The sequence below is a fragment of the Massilia sp. 01N410 genome (assembly GCF_056399665.1).
The window spans coordinates 210,316-226,578 of record NZ_JBFTRV010000003.1 but is presented as its reverse complement, the minus strand read 5'-3'; the positions used below and the strand labels follow the sequence as shown (position 1 = coordinate 226,578).

At 69.0% G+C, this 16,263-nt stretch carries 17 protein-coding genes; 10 read left to right on the top strand and 7 right to left on the bottom strand.

Translation table 11 applies throughout. The annotated features are described in order from the left end of the window. Positions 1 to 2: 2 nt before the first annotated feature. Together AC1DOP_RS05975 and AC1DOP_RS05970 are read left to right on the top strand one after the other, a co-directional pair. A complete protein-coding gene (locus tag AC1DOP_RS05975; protein ID WP_477250392.1) occupies positions 3 to 1,184 on the top strand; it encodes a CynX/NimT family MFS transporter in 1,182 nt (393 codons plus the stop codon). 107 nt (positions 1,185 to 1,291) lie between these two features. Continuing rightward, positions 1,292 to 1,732, top strand: coding sequence for a DoxX family protein (locus AC1DOP_RS05970; RefSeq protein ID WP_441933680.1), 441 nt, complete (start codon positions 1,292 to 1,294; stop codon positions 1,730 to 1,732). A 15-nt stretch (positions 1,733 to 1,747) separates the two neighbouring features. Here AC1DOP_RS05970 and AC1DOP_RS05965 read toward each other — a convergent pair whose 3' ends face one another. The 6 genes from AC1DOP_RS05965 to AC1DOP_RS05940 form a co-directional block, all read right to left on the bottom strand. Continuing rightward, positions 1,748 to 2,587 (bottom strand): alpha/beta fold hydrolase, encoded by an 840-nt coding sequence (locus tag AC1DOP_RS05965; RefSeq protein WP_441933678.1) that lies wholly within the window; start codon positions 2,585 to 2,587, stop codon positions 1,748 to 1,750. 120 nt (positions 2,588 to 2,707) lie between these two features. After that, positions 2,708 to 3,343: a response regulator transcription factor gene (locus AC1DOP_RS05960; protein ID WP_441933676.1), complete on the bottom strand. Its 636-nt coding sequence runs from the start codon at positions 3,341 to 3,343 to the stop codon at positions 2,708 to 2,710. A 12-nt stretch (positions 3,344 to 3,355) separates the two neighbouring features. Further along, complete coding sequence (locus tag AC1DOP_RS05955) at positions 3,356 to 5,371, bottom strand: ATP-binding protein (protein ID WP_477250389.1); 2,016 nt, start codon at positions 5,369 to 5,371, stop codon at positions 3,356 to 3,358. Positions 5,372 to 5,444: 73 nt separating this feature from the next. Continuing rightward, positions 5,445 to 7,301: an amidohydrolase gene (locus AC1DOP_RS05950; RefSeq protein ID WP_477250387.1), complete on the bottom strand. Its 1,857-nt coding sequence runs from the start codon at positions 7,299 to 7,301 to the stop codon at positions 5,445 to 5,447. A gap of 13 nt (positions 7,302 to 7,314) precedes the next feature. Continuing rightward, positions 7,315 to 7,941: a response regulator gene (locus tag AC1DOP_RS05945; protein ID WP_477250385.1), complete on the bottom strand. Its 627-nt coding sequence runs from the start codon at positions 7,939 to 7,941 to the stop codon at positions 7,315 to 7,317. A 101-nt stretch (positions 7,942 to 8,042) separates the two neighbouring features. Next, on the bottom strand, positions 8,043 to 9,008 hold the full coding sequence (locus AC1DOP_RS05940; protein ID WP_477250383.1) for an alpha/beta fold hydrolase: 966 nt from the start codon (positions 9,006 to 9,008) through the stop codon (positions 8,043 to 8,045). Positions 9,009 to 9,205: 197 nt separating this feature from the next. Here AC1DOP_RS05940 and AC1DOP_RS05935 point away from each other — a divergent pair, with 197 nt between their 5' ends. Genes AC1DOP_RS05935 through AC1DOP_RS05920 form a run of 4 tightly spaced genes read left to right on the top strand, consistent with a single transcriptional unit; the run spans position 9,206 to position 11,578 of the window. After that, on the top strand, positions 9,206 to 9,913 hold the full coding sequence (locus tag AC1DOP_RS05935; RefSeq protein WP_477250381.1) for a YoaK family protein: 708 nt from the start codon (positions 9,206 to 9,208) through the stop codon (positions 9,911 to 9,913). Positions 9,914 to 9,933: 20 nt separating this feature from the next. Then, on the top strand, positions 9,934 to 10,620 hold the full coding sequence (locus AC1DOP_RS05930) for a hydrolase (protein WP_441933664.1): 687 nt from the start codon (positions 9,934 to 9,936) through the stop codon (positions 10,618 to 10,620). A gap of 33 nt (positions 10,621 to 10,653) precedes the next feature. After that, positions 10,654 to 10,923, top strand: coding sequence for a XapX domain-containing protein (locus AC1DOP_RS05925; RefSeq protein ID WP_441933663.1), 270 nt, complete (start codon positions 10,654 to 10,656; stop codon positions 10,921 to 10,923). Then, complete coding sequence (locus AC1DOP_RS05920) at positions 10,913 to 11,578, top strand: response regulator transcription factor (protein WP_441933661.1); 666 nt, start codon at positions 10,913 to 10,915, stop codon at positions 11,576 to 11,578. The genes AC1DOP_RS05925 and AC1DOP_RS05920 overlap by 11 nt, the downstream gene beginning before the upstream one ends. Positions 11,579 to 11,596: 18 nt before the next feature. On the opposite strand, the gene AC1DOP_RS05915 is transcribed toward AC1DOP_RS05920, so the two are convergent. Then, on the bottom strand, positions 11,597 to 12,670 hold the full coding sequence (locus AC1DOP_RS05915) for a porin (RefSeq protein ID WP_441933659.1): 1,074 nt from the start codon (positions 12,668 to 12,670) through the stop codon (positions 11,597 to 11,599). A 194-nt stretch (positions 12,671 to 12,864) separates the two neighbouring features. On the opposite strand from AC1DOP_RS05915, the gene AC1DOP_RS05910 reads away from it, so the two are divergent. From AC1DOP_RS05910 to AC1DOP_RS05895, 4 genes are all read left to right on the top strand, one after another. Continuing rightward, a complete protein-coding gene (locus tag AC1DOP_RS05910; protein WP_477250378.1) occupies positions 12,865 to 13,287 on the top strand; it encodes a DoxX family protein in 423 nt (140 codons plus the stop codon). Positions 13,288 to 13,403: 116 nt separating this feature from the next. Beyond that, positions 13,404 to 15,200 carry an amidohydrolase gene (locus AC1DOP_RS05905; RefSeq protein WP_477250375.1) on the top strand — a complete coding sequence of 599 codons (1,797 nt, stop codon included), beginning with the start codon at positions 13,404 to 13,406 and terminating at the stop codon, positions 15,198 to 15,200. 22 nt (positions 15,201 to 15,222) lie between these two features. Beyond that, positions 15,223 to 15,825 (top strand): TMEM175 family protein, encoded by a 603-nt coding sequence (locus AC1DOP_RS05900; RefSeq protein ID WP_477250373.1) that lies wholly within the window; start codon positions 15,223 to 15,225, stop codon positions 15,823 to 15,825. Positions 15,826 to 15,835: 10 nt separating this feature from the next. Next, positions 15,836 to 16,252 (top strand): sensor histidine kinase, encoded by a 417-nt coding sequence (locus AC1DOP_RS05895; protein WP_477250371.1) that lies wholly within the window; start codon positions 15,836 to 15,838, stop codon positions 16,250 to 16,252. The last annotated feature ends 11 nt before the right edge of the window (positions 16,253 to 16,263 follow it).

Below are 16,263 nucleotides of genomic sequence, written 5' to 3'. Positions count from 1 at the left end.
GCGTGGGGCGCAGCCGCGCGGCCCGCGCCTTCCTCGGCGCGAGCCTGGTGCTGATCGCCTTCAACCTGCGCCCGCTGTTCTCCAGCGCCTCGGCCCTGCTGCCGGAACTGAAGAGCGAGCTGCAGCTGTCGGCCTTCGGCGCGGGCGTGCTGACCACGCTTCCGGTGGTGTGCCTGGGGCTGTTCTCGCCCTTGGCGCCGCGGCTGGCGCGCCGGATCGGCGCCGAAAGGACCATGCTGGGCGTGCTCCTGCTGCTGGCCCTGGGCACGGCGCTGCGCGGACTGGCGCCGCTGCCGGCGCTGTTCTTCGGCACCGCCCTGGCCGGCGCCAGCATCGCCGTCGCCAACGTGCTGCTGCCGGGACTGGTCAAGCGCGACTTCCCGCGCCGGAGCGCGCTGATGACCGGGCTGTACACGATGGCGCTGTGCGGCGGTGCCGCCAGCGCTGCCGGCCTGACCCTGCCCATCGAAAGGCTGCTGGACGGTTCGATCCACGGCGCGCTGGCCGCGTGGGCGCTGCCGGCGGCCGTCGTCGCCCTCGTCTGGCTGCCGCAGCTCGGGCAGGGGGCGCAGCGGCCGGCGGGCGGCGGCGCCCATATCAAGGGACTGTGGCGCGACCGGCTCGCGTGGAACGTCACCCTGTTCATGGGCTTCCAGTCCGCGCTGGCCTACAGCGTGTTCGGTTGGCTGGTGCCGATCCTGCGCGAGCGCGGGCTCGATCCCGTCCTCGCCGGCAGCGTGGTCTCGATGTCGGTCATGGTCCAGGCAATGTCCTGCCTGGCGGTGCCGCACATCGCCGTGCGCGGCAAGGACCAGCGCCTGATCAACCTGGCGCTGTCCGCGATCGCGGTGGTCGCGCTGATCGGCCTGCTGTTCGCGCCACTGTCCACGGTCTGGCTGTGGGCGGTGCTGCAGGGCGTCGGCCAGGGCGGCCTGATCGCCGCGGCCATGACCGTCATCGTGCTGCGTTCGGGCGATCCCCAGGTGGCGGCGCAGCTATCCAGCATGGCGCAATGCGTAGGCTACCTGCTGGCGGCGAGCGGGCCGCTGGTGGTGGGGCTGATCCGCGGCCAGACCGGCGGCTTCGGCTGGTGCGCCCTGCTGTTCGTGGTGCTGGGGGCGATCGCCGGCTTCAACGGCTGGCGTGCCGGGCGGGCGGCGCAGGTGGGGGCGGCGCGGGTGTAAGGGTAGCGGCCTGTCCAAGGACAGGGGCGCAAGCGGCTGCGGGCTTCTATCATCGAAGCAGGGCCCGTCGCCCGACCTCCCTCCACACGACACTTTCAGGATCCGCCATGTATTCCAAATCCGCACCCGCCATTCCCACCGGTCGCGCCGACCGCCGTCCCGCCATCGCCTACTGGTGTTTTCTGCTGTTGTTATGTTCCGCCTACCTGCAGGGCGGGATCGAGAAGGCCCTGGATTTTCCGGCGGCGGTCGCCGAGATGCATCACTTCGGCCTGTCGCCCGCCGCGCCGCTCGCCTTCCTCACCATCCTCGGTGAGCTTGGCGGGGCGCTGCTGATCCTTTGCGGGTTCCGACGCTGGCTGGGCGCCGCCTACCTGGCACTGTTCACCTTGGCGGCCAACCTGCTGGCCAACCGCTTCTGGGAACTGGCCGGGGCCGCCCGCACGATGTCCGAGAACGGCTTCTTCGAACACCTCGGCCTGGCCGGCGCCTTCATGATCGTCGCGTATATCGATGTGCGCGAGCGGAAGGCGGCGGCCAGGGGTTGACGCCGGGAGCTGGGATCAGCCGCGCAGGAAGGCCAGCAGCTCGGCGTTGAGCCGGTCCTTGTGGGTGGACGGCAGGCCGTGGCCGGCACCCTCGTAGACCGACAGGCGGCCCTGCGGCAGCAGTTCGACGGCGCGGCGGGCGGTGGTGGCCAGCGGCACGATCTGGTCGTCGTCGCCGTGGATCACCAGGGTCGGCACCGTCATCTTCTTCAGGTCTTCGGTGAAGTCGGATTCCGAGAACTGCTTGATGCAGGCGTAGGCGCTCTTCAGGCTGCACTGCAGGCCCTGGATCAGGAAGGACTGGCGCATGCCTTCCGAGACCTTGGCGCCCGGGCGGTTGAAGCCGAAGAAGGGCATGGTCAGGTCGAGGAAGAACTGGGCGCGGTCGTTCCTGACGCCGTCGCGGATGCCGTCGAAGACCGACATCGGCACGCCGTCCGGATTGTTCGGCGAAGCCATCATCTGCGGAGTGACGGCGCCGACCAGCACCGCCCTGGCGACGCGGCCGGTGCCGTGGCGGCCGATGTAGCGGGCGACTTCGCCGCCGCCGGTCGAGTGGCCGACCAGGGTGGCGCCGGTGATGTCCAGGGTGTCCAGCAGGGTGGCCAGGTCGTCGGCATAGGTGTCCATGTCGTTGCCGTGCCATGCCTTGCTGGAGCGGCCGTGGCCGCGGCGGTCGTGGGCGATCACGCGGTAGCCGTGTTCGGCCAGGTACATCATCTGGTCTTCCCAGGCATCGCCGGACAGCGGCCAGCCGTGGCTGAACACCACGGGAATACCGTGGCCCCAGTCGGTGAAGTGGATGATGGTGCCGTCACGCGCGGTGACGGTATCGATGGTGCGGTTGGCGCTCATGTCTGCTTCCTTTCAGGAGGTGGATGATGCCGCTGCTGTGCGGCCCTCCTGTATTGTGGATGGCGCGCCCACGCCGGCCTAGCTATACGAAGGGATACACCGGCGCTCCTTGGCCCGCTCTCACAGGCTGATGTAGCCGCGCTTGAGGGCGAGCGTGACCGCGTGGGTGCGGTCGCTGGCGCCCAGCTTGACCAGGATGGTGCTCATGTGGGTCTTCACCGTCGGTTCGCTGATGCCGAGCGCTTCTCCGATCACGCGGTTGGTGTTGCCGTCGGCGGCCAGGCGCAGCACGTCGAGCTCGCGCGGCGACAGCGCGTCGGCCCGATGGTGGCTGTCGACGTCGCGCTGGGCCAGCGGGGCGATCACGCTGGCGCCCTTGTAGACGTTGCGGACCGCCTGGGCCAGGGCGGTGCCGGGTGCGTCCTTCAGCAGGTAGGCGGCGGCGCCGGCCTTCAGCGCCGCCACCACGCGCGCGTCGCCGCTAAAGGTGGTCAGCACGACGATGCGCGCGTCCGGATGCAGGGCGCGGATGCCGATGATGGCTTCGAGCCCGTCCTTTACCGGCATCTGCAGGTCGACCAGGGAGACGTCGGGACGGTGGCGGGCAAAGTCGGCGATCGCCTCGGCGCCGTTGGCGGCGGTGCTGACGATCTCGATGTCGCCCTCGGCCAGCAGGGCGGCGGCGATCCCCTCGCGCATCATCGGGTGGTCGTCGGCCACCATCACGCGGATCGGTGTTGTAACTGGAGTGTGCATAGCCTTCGGATATTACACCGGAAGCCGCAGGCGGAAGCAGGCGCCCCGTGGCGCGCAGGGCTCGTACCAGATATGGCCGCCGTGGGCGCGCGCGATCGACAGGCTGATCGACAGGCCCATGCCGTTGCCGCTGCTGCCGCGTTTGGTGCTGAACATGCTGGTGAACAGGCGCTCGCGGTGGGCGGGGGCGATGCCCGGACCGTTGTCGCTCACCGCCAGTTCGACCGCATGGCCGCCGCGGGCGACGGTCTCGATGCGGATGCGGCGCGCTCCATCCAGCCCCGCGGCGGCGTGGGCCTCGGCGGCGTTGACGACCAGGTTGGTGAGCACCTGCTGCAGCTGGACGCGGTTGGCCTCGATGCTGCGTTCGCCCAGGCCGAGCACGAGATCGAGCTCGATGCCGTGCTTGCGCAGCAGCCGGCGCAGCAACTGCGCCGTTTCGCGCACGGCGCGGTCGAGCACCACGCTGTCGGTTTCCATGTCCATGCCGGCCGCCAGGCGCTGCAGGCCGCGCACGATATTCCCGGCCTGCCGGCCGGCGGCGCCGATCAGGGCCAGGGAATCGAGGGCCCGCTCGACGTCCGGCTGGGCGCGGCGCAGCCATTTGGCGGCGGCCGCCGCGTGCAGGGCGACGGCCGCCAGCGGCTGGTTGAGTTCATGCGCGACCGACTGGCCCAGATCGCAGCCGCCGTCCGTTTCCTGCGCGGCTTCGTTCCACTTCGCCCGCAAGGCTTCGAGATGCCCGAGCGCGCCCCAGCGCCGGCAGGCCAGCAGCGTCTGCTGGCGATACTGGTGGGCGGCCGAGTCCAGGCCGCAGTCCTCGGCCAGTCCAGCGGCCTGCTCGCTGGCGAGGACGGCGAGCCAGTGCAGTTTCGCGCCGGTGGCGAGTGCCGCGGCCCGTTCGAAGCCCCGTAGCGCGCCGAGCGGCTGGCCGCGGCGGCGCTCGATGGCGGCATCCGCCAGTGCCGCCATCGCACCATGGCTGGCCCGGCAGCGCGTGTCGAGCGCCGTCAGCGCATCGCTGTGGCGGCGCAGCGCGTCGAGCGTGAACGGGTCGCCGCAGCGGGACAGGGCGAGGACGGCGAACACGTGGTAGACCAGCAGGTCGCCGGGCGCGCTCAAGGGACCGCTCAGGGCTCCGGCTTCTTCCACTGCGCGCAGCGCCAGCGCATGCTCGCCCGCATACCACGCCGCCTGGAGCCGGGTCAGCCAGTGGCCGAAGCGGCTTTCCTGGCTTGGTGCGCGCAGCGTGCAGAGGCGCTCGAGGATGGCGCCGCCCTGGTGCGACAGGAGGCCGCGCAGCAGGCTGGCGCGGGATTCGAGTTCCTGGACCGCGGCATCGGCGGCCTGGCCGGCCAGCGCCTGGCGGCAGGCCATGTCGAGGTGGTGGGCCAGCGCGGGCACCGGCATGCCGGAAACGAGCCCGGCGCCGTACAGATAGCTGCCGGCGGCCGCGGCCAGGGACTGGCCATGGCAAAGGCCGGCGAGCACGGCGGCGGCGCGTGCCAAGCCCTCGTTCGCCGGCGTCAGCAGCGCCGCATGCACCGCATGCGCCAGGCCGGCGTGGCCGTCGTCCCTGCGTGCAGCGCACTGGAGGCCTGCGCGGGCCAGTTCCAGCGCCGCCTCGCCGCCGCCGTAACGGGCATGGGCGAGGGCGCCGAGCGTCACCAGGGCCAAGGCGGTGGCGCTGCCGGCGCCGCGCAGCAGCGCATGCTCGACTTCGGAAGCGATCGCGGGATGGGGCGCGCCGGCCGCCGTCAGCGCCTGCAGCAGGAAGGCGGGATCCTGGGCGCCTTGCTGCTGCGCCGCCGGCAGATCGAGCCAGCGTGCCGGCGTGAGCCGGCGGATCCGCTCCCAGGCCTGGGAGCAGGCGATCTCGCCAACATTGCCCCCGCGCGGCCTGCGTTCCGGCACCGCAACGGGGATGCCGGAGGTGCCGCTGTCCGGCAGCGCCAGGACCGGCATCCGTAGCCGGGACAGGCCGGCGAACGATAGAGGGAACGGGGCGGTTTTCTGGGCCAGGTTCATGGGAGCTTTCCTTGTTGCGGTTCGCCCCATTATCCGGCCAGTCGGCCCTTAGTCCTTCATACGATAGTCGTAGTCAGAACGCGAAGCAGCTGCAGCCGAAGGCGCCCCAGAAGCCCTGGAAGTCCGACACCGGCACGTTCGAGCGGCGCGCCCGGTCGTGACCGTGGCCGTGCACGCCGCATGGACCCTGGCACTGGTGGGCCAGCGCGGCCGCCGGCTGGGGCGCCGCGCGGCGCCAGTGGCCGGCCACCTTGTTCACCGGCGACCACTCCGGCAGCACCGGGATCGGCGGCGGCGCCAGCGGCGTGAACTCGGCCTGGCCGAACACGACCTTGCCGCCGACGATGGTCAGCACCGATTCCAGGCCCTTGATCTCGTCTTCCGGCACGCGGAAGAAGTCGCGGGACAGCACCGCCAGGTCGGCCAGCATGCCCTCGCGGATGCGGCCCTTCTTGCCCTGTTCGCTGGAGAACCAGGCGCTGCCATTGGTCCAGAGTTCGAGGGCGGTCTCGCGCGGCAGGCGCTGGCCGGCGTCGTACAGGCGCAGTCCGCCGACGGTGCGGCCGGACACCAGCCAGTACAGCGCGGTCCAGGGGTTGTAGCTGGCCACGCGGGTGGCGTCGGTGCCGGCGCCGACCGGCACGCCCATCTCCAGCATGCGCGCCACCGGCGGCGTGGCCTTGGCGGCTTCCGCGCCATAGCGTTCGACGAAGAACTCGCCCTGGAAAGCCATGCGGTGCTGGATCGCGATGCCGCCGCCGAGGGCCTTCACGCGTTCGATGTTGCGCGGGCTGATGGTCTCGGCATGGTCGAAGAACCAGGACAGGCCGTCGAAGGGGATCTCGCGGTCGACCTTCTCGAACACGTCCAGCATGCGCGAGATCGACTCGTCGTAGGTCGCGTGCAGGCGGAAGGGCCAGCGGCTGGCCACCAGGTGGCGCACGACCTTTTCCAGCTCGTCCTCCATGCCCGGCGGCAGGTCCGGACGCGGCTGCAGGAAGTCCTCGAAGTCGGCCGCCGAAAACACCAGCATCTCGCCGGCGCCGTTGTGGCGGTAGAAGTCGCTGCCGTCGCCCGGCTTGACCATGCCGGTCCATTGTTCGAAATCCTGCAGCTCCTTGCCCTTGTTCTGGGTGAACAGGTTGTAGGCGATGCGGATGGTCAGCTGGTTCTCCTTCGCCAGCTCGTCGATGACGGCATAGTCTTCCGGGTAGTTCTGGAAGCCGCCGCCGGCATCGATGGCGCTGGTCACGCCCAGGCGGTTCAGTTCGCGCATGAACTGGCGGGTCGAGTTCACCTGCAGGTCGTGCGGCAGGGCCGGGCCCTTGGCCAGGGTCGCGTACAGGATCATGGCGTTGGGGCGGGCGATCAGCATGCCGGTCGGATTGCCCTGGGCGTCTCGCACGATCTCGCCGCCCGGCGGATTCGGCGTGTTGCGGTCGTAGCCGACCGCGCGCAGGGCCGCGCGGTTCAGGAGTGCGCGGTCGTACAGGTGCAGCACGAATACCGGCGTGTCCGGCGCCGCGGCATTGATCTCCTCGATGGTCGGCATGCGCTTTTCGGCGAACTGGAATTCGTTCCAGCCGCCCACCACGCGCACCCACTGCGGATTCGGGGTGCGGTCGGCCTGCTCCTTCAGCATGCGCAGGGCGTCGGCCAGGGAGGGCACGCCTTCCCAGCGTAGTTCGAGGTTGTAGTTCAGGCCACCGCGGATCAGGTGCAGGTGGGAGTCGTTCAGCCCCGGGATGACGGTGCGGCCGTTCAGGTCGATCACCTGGCTGTCCGGCGCGCGGTGGCGCATCACTTCGTCGGTATCGCCGACGGCGAGGAATTTGCCGTCCTGGATCGCGACCGCGCTGGCCTGGGGATTCTGGCGGTCGACGGTGTGGAAGCAGCCGTTGAAGAGGATGAGGGGGGCGCTTGATTGCATGAATGCTCCGTGGTTAAAAGGGATGCAGCAGGCCGCGCCGCTGGGCGACGCTGGCCGCCTCGGTGCGCGAGGTGACGTTCAGCTTGGTCAGGATATTGTTGATGTGGTACTTCACGGTGCCGACGCCGATGCCGGCATCGCGGGCGATCAGCTTGTTGCTCTTGCCGGCGCTGAGGTGGGCCAGGATGTCGAGTTCGCGCCGCGACAGCGGGCTGGTATGGATGCGCGCGGCCAGCTTTTCGGCCAGGCGCGGCGGCAGGTAGCGGCCCTGCCTGACCACGTGGCGCACGCAGTCGACGATCTCCTCGAAACCCGACTGCTTCAGCAGGTAGCCGGAAGCGCCGGCGGCCAGGCCGCGGTGCACGTCCTCGTCGCCTTCGTAGGTGGTGAGGATCACGATCTTCGCGTCCGGATGGCGGGCACGTACCCGTGCGATCGCCTCCAGGCCGCCGCCCGGCATGTTGAGGTCGACCAGCAGCACGTCGGGCCGCAGGCGCTCGTACTGCTCGACAGCGCCGTCGGCGTCGGTGGCCTGGCCGAGCAGGACCAGTTCCGGTTCGGCCTCGATCAGGGTGGCGATACCGGCGAGGATGAGCGGGTGGTCATCCGCGATGACCAGGGAGATCGTTGAGTTGTCCATGTGGGTGCTCCGGCTGTGGCAGGCGGGTGCCTGCGCGCTGGCGCAGGCCGCCCCATTCTCGGGCGCGGGCGGCCTGCGGTCCAGCTATACCAAAGGATAGGTCAGGCCTTGATGAAGGCGAGCAGGTCGGCGTTGAGGCGATGCTTGTGGGTGGTCGGCAGGCCGTGCGGCGCACCTTCGTAGACCAGCAGGGTCGACCGCTTCACCAGCTTCGCCGCCGCGCGCGCCGAGGCGTCGATCGGCACGATCTGGTCGTCGTCGCCGTGCACGATCAGGGTCGGCACGTCGATCTTCCTCAGGTCGGCGCTGAAGTCGGTCTCCGAGAACTGCTTGATGCAGTCGTAGGCATTCTTCAGGCCGCACTGCATGCCCTGGGCCCGGAAGGTGTCGCGCACGCCCTGCGAGACCTTGGCGCCCGGACGGTTGTAGCCGTAGAAGGGCAGGGTCAGGTCCATGAAGAACTGCGCGCGGTCGTCCACCACCGACTTGCGGATGCCGTCGAATACTTCCATCGGCAGGCCGTTCGGGTTGGTGGCGGACTTCACCATCTGCGGCGGCACCGCGCCGACCAGCACCGCCTTCGCCACGCGCTTGCTGCCGTGGCGGGCAAGGTAGCGGGTCACTTCGCCGCCGCCGGTCGAGTGGCCGACCAGCACCGCGTTCTTCAGGTCGAGGTGGTTCAGCAGGGCCGCCAGGTCGTCCGCATAGTGGTCCATGTCGTTGCCGCCCCAGGGCTGGCTGGACAGGCCGTGGCCGCGGCGGTCGTGGGCGATCACGCGGTAGCCGTGGGCGGCGAGGAAGAACATCTGGTCTTCCCAGGCGTCGCCCTGCAGCGGCCAGCCGTGGCTGAACACGACCGGCTGGCCGCTGCCCCAGTCCTTGTAGTGGATCACGCTGCCGTCGGCGACGGTCAGGAAGTGCCCGGCACCGGCGCCGGCCGGCGCGGCGGCCGGCTTGCCCGTGGCCGCGGCGGCTGCGGCGGCGGTGGAGAGCGCGGCGCCGGCCGCAGCGGCGGTGGCGGCGCCGGCCAGCAGCGAGCGGCGTGCCAGGGAAGGTTTGTCGTTCATGGTCGTCCTTTCGGTTTGTCATGGTAAGGATGACCAGTCTAGGGACCGCAAGCCCCGCCGGCCCCGGCTGAAAGATCGGGTGCGGGCCGAACTGGCCGAATGGGAGGGGCAGGGCGGACGCGGCGGCCCTAGGATGCATGGACTCGCGGTGGCCTGGGACGCGTCCGTCCCAGCACCGCGCCCGATGGGAGACATGCATGAACGATCGAAGCCGCAGCCAGTGCCAGGGTATGGCGCTGGGATTCTTTGCAGGGTATGTCGATACCCTCGGGTTTCTGGCGCTGTTCGGCCTGTTCACCGCCCACGTGACCGGCAACTTCATCCTGATCGGCGCCGCGCTGGCGGATCCCTCGCGCAGTTCCGTCCTCCTCAAGTTCCTGGCCTTCCCGGCCTTCATCGCCGGGGTGGCGCTGGCGCGCCTGCTGGTGGTGGCGGCCGAACGGCGTGGCGTCGCGGCATTGCGGCCGGCGCTGGCGATGGAGCTGCTGTTCCTGCTCGGCTTCATGGGCTGCGGCCTGGCGGCGTCGCCGGTCGGCGGCGAAGCCGGTCCGCTGGCGATGGCCGCCGGCCTGCTGGGCGCCGCCGCAATGGGCGCGCACAGCGCCACCAGCCGGCTGCTGCTGGGCCACCTGGCGCCCACCTCGATGATGACCGGGAACGTGACCCAGGTCGTGATCGACCTGGTCGACCTGTTGCGCGGCGCCGACGACCCCGGCGTCAAGGAGCGGCTGGTGAAATTCGTGTGGCCGCTGGCCGCCTTCGCCATCGGCTGCGTCGCCGCGGCATTCGGATTCCACTGGTTCGGCTTCGCCGCGCTGGCGCTGCCCGTCCTGATCCTGCTCGCCCTGCTGGCGGCCGAAAAGCCGTCGCAAGTAGGAGCCTCCCTGCGGCAACCCGCCGCATAATCTCAACCTGAAAGCACGACATGCGCAATCCAAAACTCGAAGTACTGACCCCCGATAACTGCCAGCTGATCTTCATCGACCAGCAGCCGCAGATGGCCTTCGGCGTGCAGTCGATCGACCGCCAGGCCCTGAAGAACAACACGGTCGGCCTGGCCAAGGCCGCCAAGGCCTTCAACATCCCGACCACCATCACCACGGTCGAGACCCAGGCGTTTTCCGGCCCGACCTACCCGGAACTGCTGGACGTTTTCCCGGGCAAGGAAATCCTGGAGCGCAGCTCGATGAACTCCTGGGACGACCAGAAAGTGCGCGACGCGCTGGCCGCCAACGGCCGCAGGAAGGTGATCGTCTCCGGCCTGTGGACCGAAGTCTGCAACACCACTTTCGCCCTGTGCGCCATGCTGGAAGGCGACTATGAGATCTATATGGTGGCCGACGCTTCCGGCGGTACCTCGAAGGATGCCCACGACTTCGCGATGCAGCGCATGATCCAGGCCGGCGTGGTCCCGGTCACCTGGCAGCAGGTGCTGCTGGAGTGGCAGCGTGACTGGGCCCATCGCGATACGTATAATGAAGTGATGGCCATCGTGCGCGAGCACTCGGGCGCCTACGGCATGGGCGTCGACTACGCCTACACCATGGTGCACAAGGCGCCGCAACGCACCGCCGGCAGCCATGAGGTGCTGGCGCCCGTGCCCGCGCGCTAACCAGCGCATGCCTGCCGCTCAACCGGAGAAACCATGAAGATCTATGTCGTCTCGCTGGCGGCCGGCATCCTCGTCGGCCTGATCTACGCCCTGCTGCAGGTACGCTCGCCGGCGCCGCCCGCCATCGCCCTGGTCGGCCTGCTGGGCATGCTGATCGGCGAGCAGGCCGGCCCCGTCATCAAGCGCATGGTGGCCGGCGAGCCGGTCACCGCGGCCTGGCTGCGGACCGAATGCGTGGCCCGCATCACCGGGGTTCCAGCCGTCGCCGCCAAGGCACAGGCCGCGGATGAGCGTGTCTCCTGAAACCCCCGCAACCATCGGCGCCGCCGGCGACGAGCCGGCGCCGATGGTCTACGTGGTCGACGACGACGACACCGTCCGCGACTCGGTCCTGAACCTGCTGCGCGCCGAAGGCTTCGAGGCGCGCGGCTTTGCTTCGGGGCCGGACTTCGTGGGCGAGGTCCGGGCCGAGGCGCCGTCCTGCCTGGTCTGCGACATGCACATGCCCGAACTGGACGGCCTGGAAGTGGCGGCCGAGCTGGCGCGCCTGGGCGCCGACATTCCCGTGATCTTCATGACCGGCTTCGGTACGATTCCGATGTCGGTGCGCGCCATGAAGGCGGGCGCCGTCGAATTCCTCACCAAGCCGGTGGTGCCCGACGAACTGTTGCAGGCGGTGCGCGACGCCCTGGCCGCGGATGCCCGCCGGCTGGACGAGCGCCGCGAGCTGGCCGGCCTGCGCCGGCGCCACGCCAGCCTGACCCCGCGCGAACGCCAGACCATGCAGCTGGTGATCGGCGGACTGCTGAACAAGCAGATCGCCGGCGAGCTGGGCGTCAGCGAGATCATGGCCAAGACCCACAGGCGCAAGGTCATGGAAAAGATGGCGGCGCGCTCGTTGCCCGACCTCGTGCGCCAGGCGGAACGGCTGCAGATCGTCAAGACCCGCAGCCGCTAGCCTCTCCCGTTTCCCGTCTCAGAATGCGTGGCGCATCCCCAGCGCCGTCCCCGACGCGGTGGCTCCGGCGCCGCCATCGAGCCCATTGATCGCGAAGTCGTAGACGCCGTGCGCGTCGTTGCGCAGCCGGGTGTGGAAGACGAACAGGCTGGTGCGCTTCGACAGCGCCAGGTCGTAGCCCAGGGTCGCATGCACGGCGCCGGTCGCGCTGCCGGCGCGGATGAACCCCACCTTTTCCGTCGTGCCGCCCTTGCCGTCGCCGGCTTTCGCGATCGCCAGCTGCAGTCCGTGCGGGCCGAACTGCTTCGTCAGCGACAGGAAGCCCGACACGCGTTCGAGCGTGCCGCCGGCGGTCTCGTAGCGCAGCCATTCGACGGCGCCCGCCAGGCGCAGCGTGCCGAGGCGGTAGGCGGCGGCCAGTTTGCTGGCGCGGTCCTCGAGTCCTGGACCGCGGTAGGCATGGTGGCGTTCGTGCGCCAGCGCGGCAACCAGCCCGCCGCTTTCGTAGATCAGCGCGCCCGAGCTCAGTGATGGCTTCGCGCCGCTGGCCGGTCTTTCCTCGTTCAGGCCGTGCGCAAGACGCAAGCTCAGCCCATGCCAGGCCGGGCTCCAGTAATGCACGCTGTTCTGCTGGCGGCGGTCGAAGGAGCTGGTATCGCTGGCGTTGTTTGCGGTGGCGGCCGAGCCGTTGCCCATGATGCTCATGTAGCCGGCCGTGGTCGGATAGAAGGGATCCAGGCCCGACGTCGCGGAATTGTAGGGCGTGGTCCAGTTACCGCCGAACAGCATGCCCCAGTTGCCCGCCAGGCCGACGCGGGTGTCGCGCGCGGCGATGGCGCCGGCGCCGGTATCGGGCGAGAGCGTGCCTTCGACCTGGAACACCAGGCGCAGGCCGTCCCCCAGGTCCTCGCCGCCGCGCACGCCGAGCACCGAGCGGTAATTCGACAGCCGGCTGGTGGACGCGCCGCCGCTGGTGCGCAGGTCCTCCATCGCGAGGTTCAGGCGGCCGTAGGGCTGGACCGCTTCGGCATGGGCACAGGCGGGCGCTGCCAGCAGGCCGAGGACGGCGCCGCGGAATATCGTTTGTTTCATCTTGTTCGCTGGTTGATCGCAGAAAGGCCGATCTTAGCGGCGGGGATGGGCGCTGAACCCCATCCTTTGGCAAGGCGGGCCCGCCATCGACGCCGATCGAAAAAATCGATGCAAGACCCGCAAATAACTCGTTTTTCTTCCTCCCCGGCGCTCTCCATAATCCTTCCATTCCCCATTCATCGAAAGGAAAGATCATGGAAACGACCAAACTCTATCCGGCCGGACGCGCACTCGCCGGCATCCTCTTCCTGGTGTCCGGCATCGGCAAGGTGCTGGGTTTCGTTGGCGTGGCGGCGTGGATGAATGGCGCCGGGATCCCGGCGGCCGGCCTGCTGCTGGTGCTGACCATCCTGCTCGAAGTGGGCGGCGGACTGGCCCTGGTGACCGGCATCCATGCGCGGCTGGCGGCGATCGCACTGGCGCTGTTCCTGGTGCCGGTCACACTGGTCTTCCACGGCTTCCGGCATGCCGATGCCGCAGAGTTCCAGAACCAGCTGAACCACTTCCTGAAAAACCTGGCGATCCTGGGCGGCATGCTGATCGTGATCGGCGCCGAGAAGCGGCGCCGTGCGGCGGCGCAGGCGAACACGCCGCTGCCGCAGGGGCGCACCGCCTGAACCGCCGCACCGTCCCCGTCCCGGCAATAAGGCAGGGGACGGTGCCGCCCCCGACTGTTATCGTAAAAAGGCCTGCGCGCACAAGCGCCGCCACGAACCCACGAAAGAACCGAGTCATGACGAATCCAAGGCCCCTGAATCGCCGCACTGTCCTCGCCGCCGCGCTTGCCGCCGGCATCTTCGCCGCCATGCCGGCGCAAGCCCGCGAGCAGGCCGACCTCATTCTCACCAACGGCAAGGTCGCGACCATGGCCCGCGAGGGCGAGTTCGTGCAGGCCGTCGCCGTCAAGGACGGCAAGGTACTGGCGGCCGGCAGCAACGCCGCGGTGCTGAAACTGAAGGGCGCCAACACCCGGCTGATCGACGCCGGCGGCCGCACGGTGATCCCGGGCCTGAACGACTCCCACTTGCACGTGATCCGCGAGGGTCTCAACTACAATATGGAGCTGCGCTGGGACGGCGTCACCTCGCTCAAACGCGCCCTCGAGATGCTGAAAGAGCAGGCCGCGCGCACTCCGGACGGCGAATGGGTGAAGGTGGTCGGCGGCTGGAACGAATACCAGTTCGAGGAAAAGCGCCTGCCGACGCTGGAGGAAATCAATGCCGCGGTGCCGGACAAGCCGGTCTTCATCCTCTACCTCTACGGCCTGGGCTTCCTCAACAAGAAGGGCATCGACACCCTCGGCTACGACAGGAACACGAAGTACAAGGACGGCGAGGTCGAACTGGGCGTCGACGGCAAGCCGACCGGCAGGCTGATCGCCAAGCCGAATGCCCTGATCCTGTACTCGACCCTGGCGAAAACCAATAAGCTGAGCCGGGACGACCAGCTCAACTCGACCTTGCAGTATTACCGCGAACTGAATCGCCTGGGTTTGACCAGCGCCATCGATGCCGGCGGCGGCTTCCAGAATTATCCCGATGACTACGGTGTGACGCTGGAACTTGCACGCGCCGGCAAGCTGACGGTGCGCACCTCGTATTACCTGTTCGCCCAGCGCGCCGGCAAGGAGCTGGAAGACTTCCAGCGCTGGCTGACGATGACCCATCCGAAGCAGAACGACCACATGTTCTACCCGAACGGCTTCTCGGCCGAGGGCGGCGGCGAGAACCTGGTGGCGAGCGCCGCCGACTTCGAGAACTTCCTCGAGCCGCGTCCCGAACTTCCGCAGGCGATGGAGAGCGAACTGGAACCGGTGGTGAGCCTGCTGGTGAAGAACCGCTGGCCCTTCCGACTGCATGCGACTTACGGCGAAAGCATCGACCGCGACCTGGCCGTCATCGAAAAGGTGAATGCCCGGACGCCGCTGAACGGCCTGCGCTTCATCGTCGACCATGGCGAGACCATCAGCGACAGCCAGCTGGCCCGCATCAAGAAGCTGGGCGGCGGCGTGGCGGTGCAGGACCGCATGCACTTCCAGGGCGAGACCTACTGGAAGCGTTACGGCGAACAGGCGCGCCAGATGCCGCCGATCCGCAGGATGCTCGAACTCGGGGTGCCGGTCGGCCTCGGCACCGACGGCACGCGCGTGTCCAGCTACAACCCCTGGCCCTCGCTGTACTGGGCCGTGACCGGCAAGACCGCCGGCGGCCTGCAGATCTGGAAGATTGAAGACCGCCTGAGCCGCTACCAGGCCTTGAAACTGATGACGACCGGCTCGGCCTGGATGAGCGGCGAAGAAAAGATCAAGGGCAGCATCAAGCGCGGCCAATACGCCGACTTCGTGGTCCTGCCCGAGGATTACTTCACCATCGACGCCGAGAAGATCAAGCGGCTGGAGAGCGTGCTGACGGTCGTGAACGGCAAGGTGGTCTACGGCGCAGGGGCCTACGCGCCGCTGGCGCCGCAGCTGCCGGCGGTCTCGCCGGCCTGGAGTCCGGTAGCCGTCCACGGCGGCTACCAGCAGCGCTGAGCGCGGGCAGGGGACAACTTCGATGGGCAAGGGCAGGCTGGAAGCCTTCAGCGATGGCGTCATCGCCATCATCATCACGATCATGGTGCTCGGGCTGGAAGTGCCGCACGAGGGCACGCTGGCCGCCTTCGAGCACATGGCGCCGGTGCTGCTGGGCTATGTGCTGAGCTTCGTCCACGTCGGCATCTACTGGAACAACCATCACCACCTGTTCCAGGCGGTGCGCGACATCGACGGCACGGTGCTGTGGCTGAACCTGCACTTCCTGTTCTGGCTGTCGCTGCTGCCCTTCGTTACGCACTGGATGGGCGCGAGCGGCTTCGCGACCGCCCCCGTATCCGTCTACGGCGTGGTGCTGTTCATGTGCGCGGTGGCGTATGTGCTGCTGGTGCATCGCCTGGCCAGCCGGCGCGGCGGCAACCGCAGGCTGGCGCTGGCGATCGGCGCCGACCGCAAGGGCTGGATCTCGTTGCTGCTGTATGCCTGCGGGATCGGCCTCGGCTGCGTGCAGGCCTGGATGGGGCTGGCCGTCTACGTGATCGTCGCCCTGATCTGGTTCATCCCGGACCGCCGCATCGAACGCCATGTGGGTGAAGCGCCTGACGCCGAAGCCGGTTTGAAGTGAGATTGGCGGGTTGTTGCAGTCCATCCAGGGTCTGCTCTGGAAGATGCGGGCCGCCGCGCGGCGCCTGGGCGAGGACGATCGCAAGCCGATCGACGAAGCCCTGGACAGCGCCGGCCAGGTGCTGGCGGAAGGGCGGGACCGGGTTGCCGGACTGCGCGGCGAAAGCGTGATGCAGGCGGCTTCGACGTGCGCGCGCGGCAAGCCATCCACCCTCGACGGCGCCGTATGCGATGCGGTGTTCGCGATTGCGCGCGAAGCCATCTGGAACGCCTTCGTGCACGCCCGGCCGCACAAAGTGACGGTGACGCTGGCGTATGGCCGGCGCGAGCTGGTGTCGAACCAAGGCCAGGGGACCACCTGGACACTGCGCGTACCCGTCGGGCCCGCCGGCATCGCGGCCGCCACCAAGGCAGCCAGCGCCGCCTGACGCCGGTCAAC

What these genes read in the sequence shown, in the direction of transcription:
- AC1DOP_RS05970 (WP_441933680.1), top strand. Translation starts at nt 1,292, where the DNA reads ATGTATTCCAAATCCGCACCCGCCATTCCCACCGGTCGCGCCGACCGC.
- AC1DOP_RS05965 (WP_441933678.1), bottom strand. Translation starts at nt 2,587, where the DNA reads ATGAGCGCCAACCGCACCATCGATACCGTCACCGCGCGTGACGGCACC.
- AC1DOP_RS05960 (WP_441933676.1), bottom strand. Translation starts at nt 3,343, where the DNA reads ATGCACACTCCAGTTACAACACCGATCCGCGTGATGGTGGCCGACGAC.
- AC1DOP_RS05955 (WP_477250389.1), bottom strand. Translation starts at nt 5,371, where the DNA reads ATGAACCTGGCCCAGAAAACCGCCCCGTTCCCTCTATCGTTCGCCGGC.
- AC1DOP_RS05950 (WP_477250387.1), bottom strand. Translation starts at nt 7,301, where the DNA reads ATGCAATCAAGCGCCCCCCTCATCCTCTTCAACGGCTGCTTCCACACC.
- AC1DOP_RS05945 (WP_477250385.1), bottom strand. Translation starts at nt 7,941, where the DNA reads ATGGACAACTCAACGATCTCCCTGGTCATCGCGGATGACCACCCGCTC.
- AC1DOP_RS05940 (WP_477250383.1), bottom strand. Translation starts at nt 9,008, where the DNA reads ATGAACGACAAACCTTCCCTGGCACGCCGCTCGCTGCTGGCCGGCGCC.
- AC1DOP_RS05935 (WP_477250381.1), top strand. Translation starts at nt 9,206, where the DNA reads ATGAACGATCGAAGCCGCAGCCAGTGCCAGGGTATGGCGCTGGGATTC.
- AC1DOP_RS05930 (WP_441933664.1), top strand. Translation starts at nt 9,934, where the DNA reads ATGCGCAATCCAAAACTCGAAGTACTGACCCCCGATAACTGCCAGCTG.
- AC1DOP_RS05925 (WP_441933663.1), top strand. Translation starts at nt 10,654, where the DNA reads ATGAAGATCTATGTCGTCTCGCTGGCGGCCGGCATCCTCGTCGGCCTG.
- AC1DOP_RS05915 (WP_441933659.1), bottom strand. Translation starts at nt 12,670, where the DNA reads ATGAAACAAACGATATTCCGCGGCGCCGTCCTCGGCCTGCTGGCAGCG.
- AC1DOP_RS05910 (WP_477250378.1), top strand. Translation starts at nt 12,865, where the DNA reads ATGGAAACGACCAAACTCTATCCGGCCGGACGCGCACTCGCCGGCATC.
- AC1DOP_RS05905 (WP_477250375.1), top strand. Translation starts at nt 13,404, where the DNA reads ATGACGAATCCAAGGCCCCTGAATCGCCGCACTGTCCTCGCCGCCGCG.
- AC1DOP_RS05900 (WP_477250373.1), top strand. Translation starts at nt 15,223, where the DNA reads ATGGGCAAGGGCAGGCTGGAAGCCTTCAGCGATGGCGTCATCGCCATC.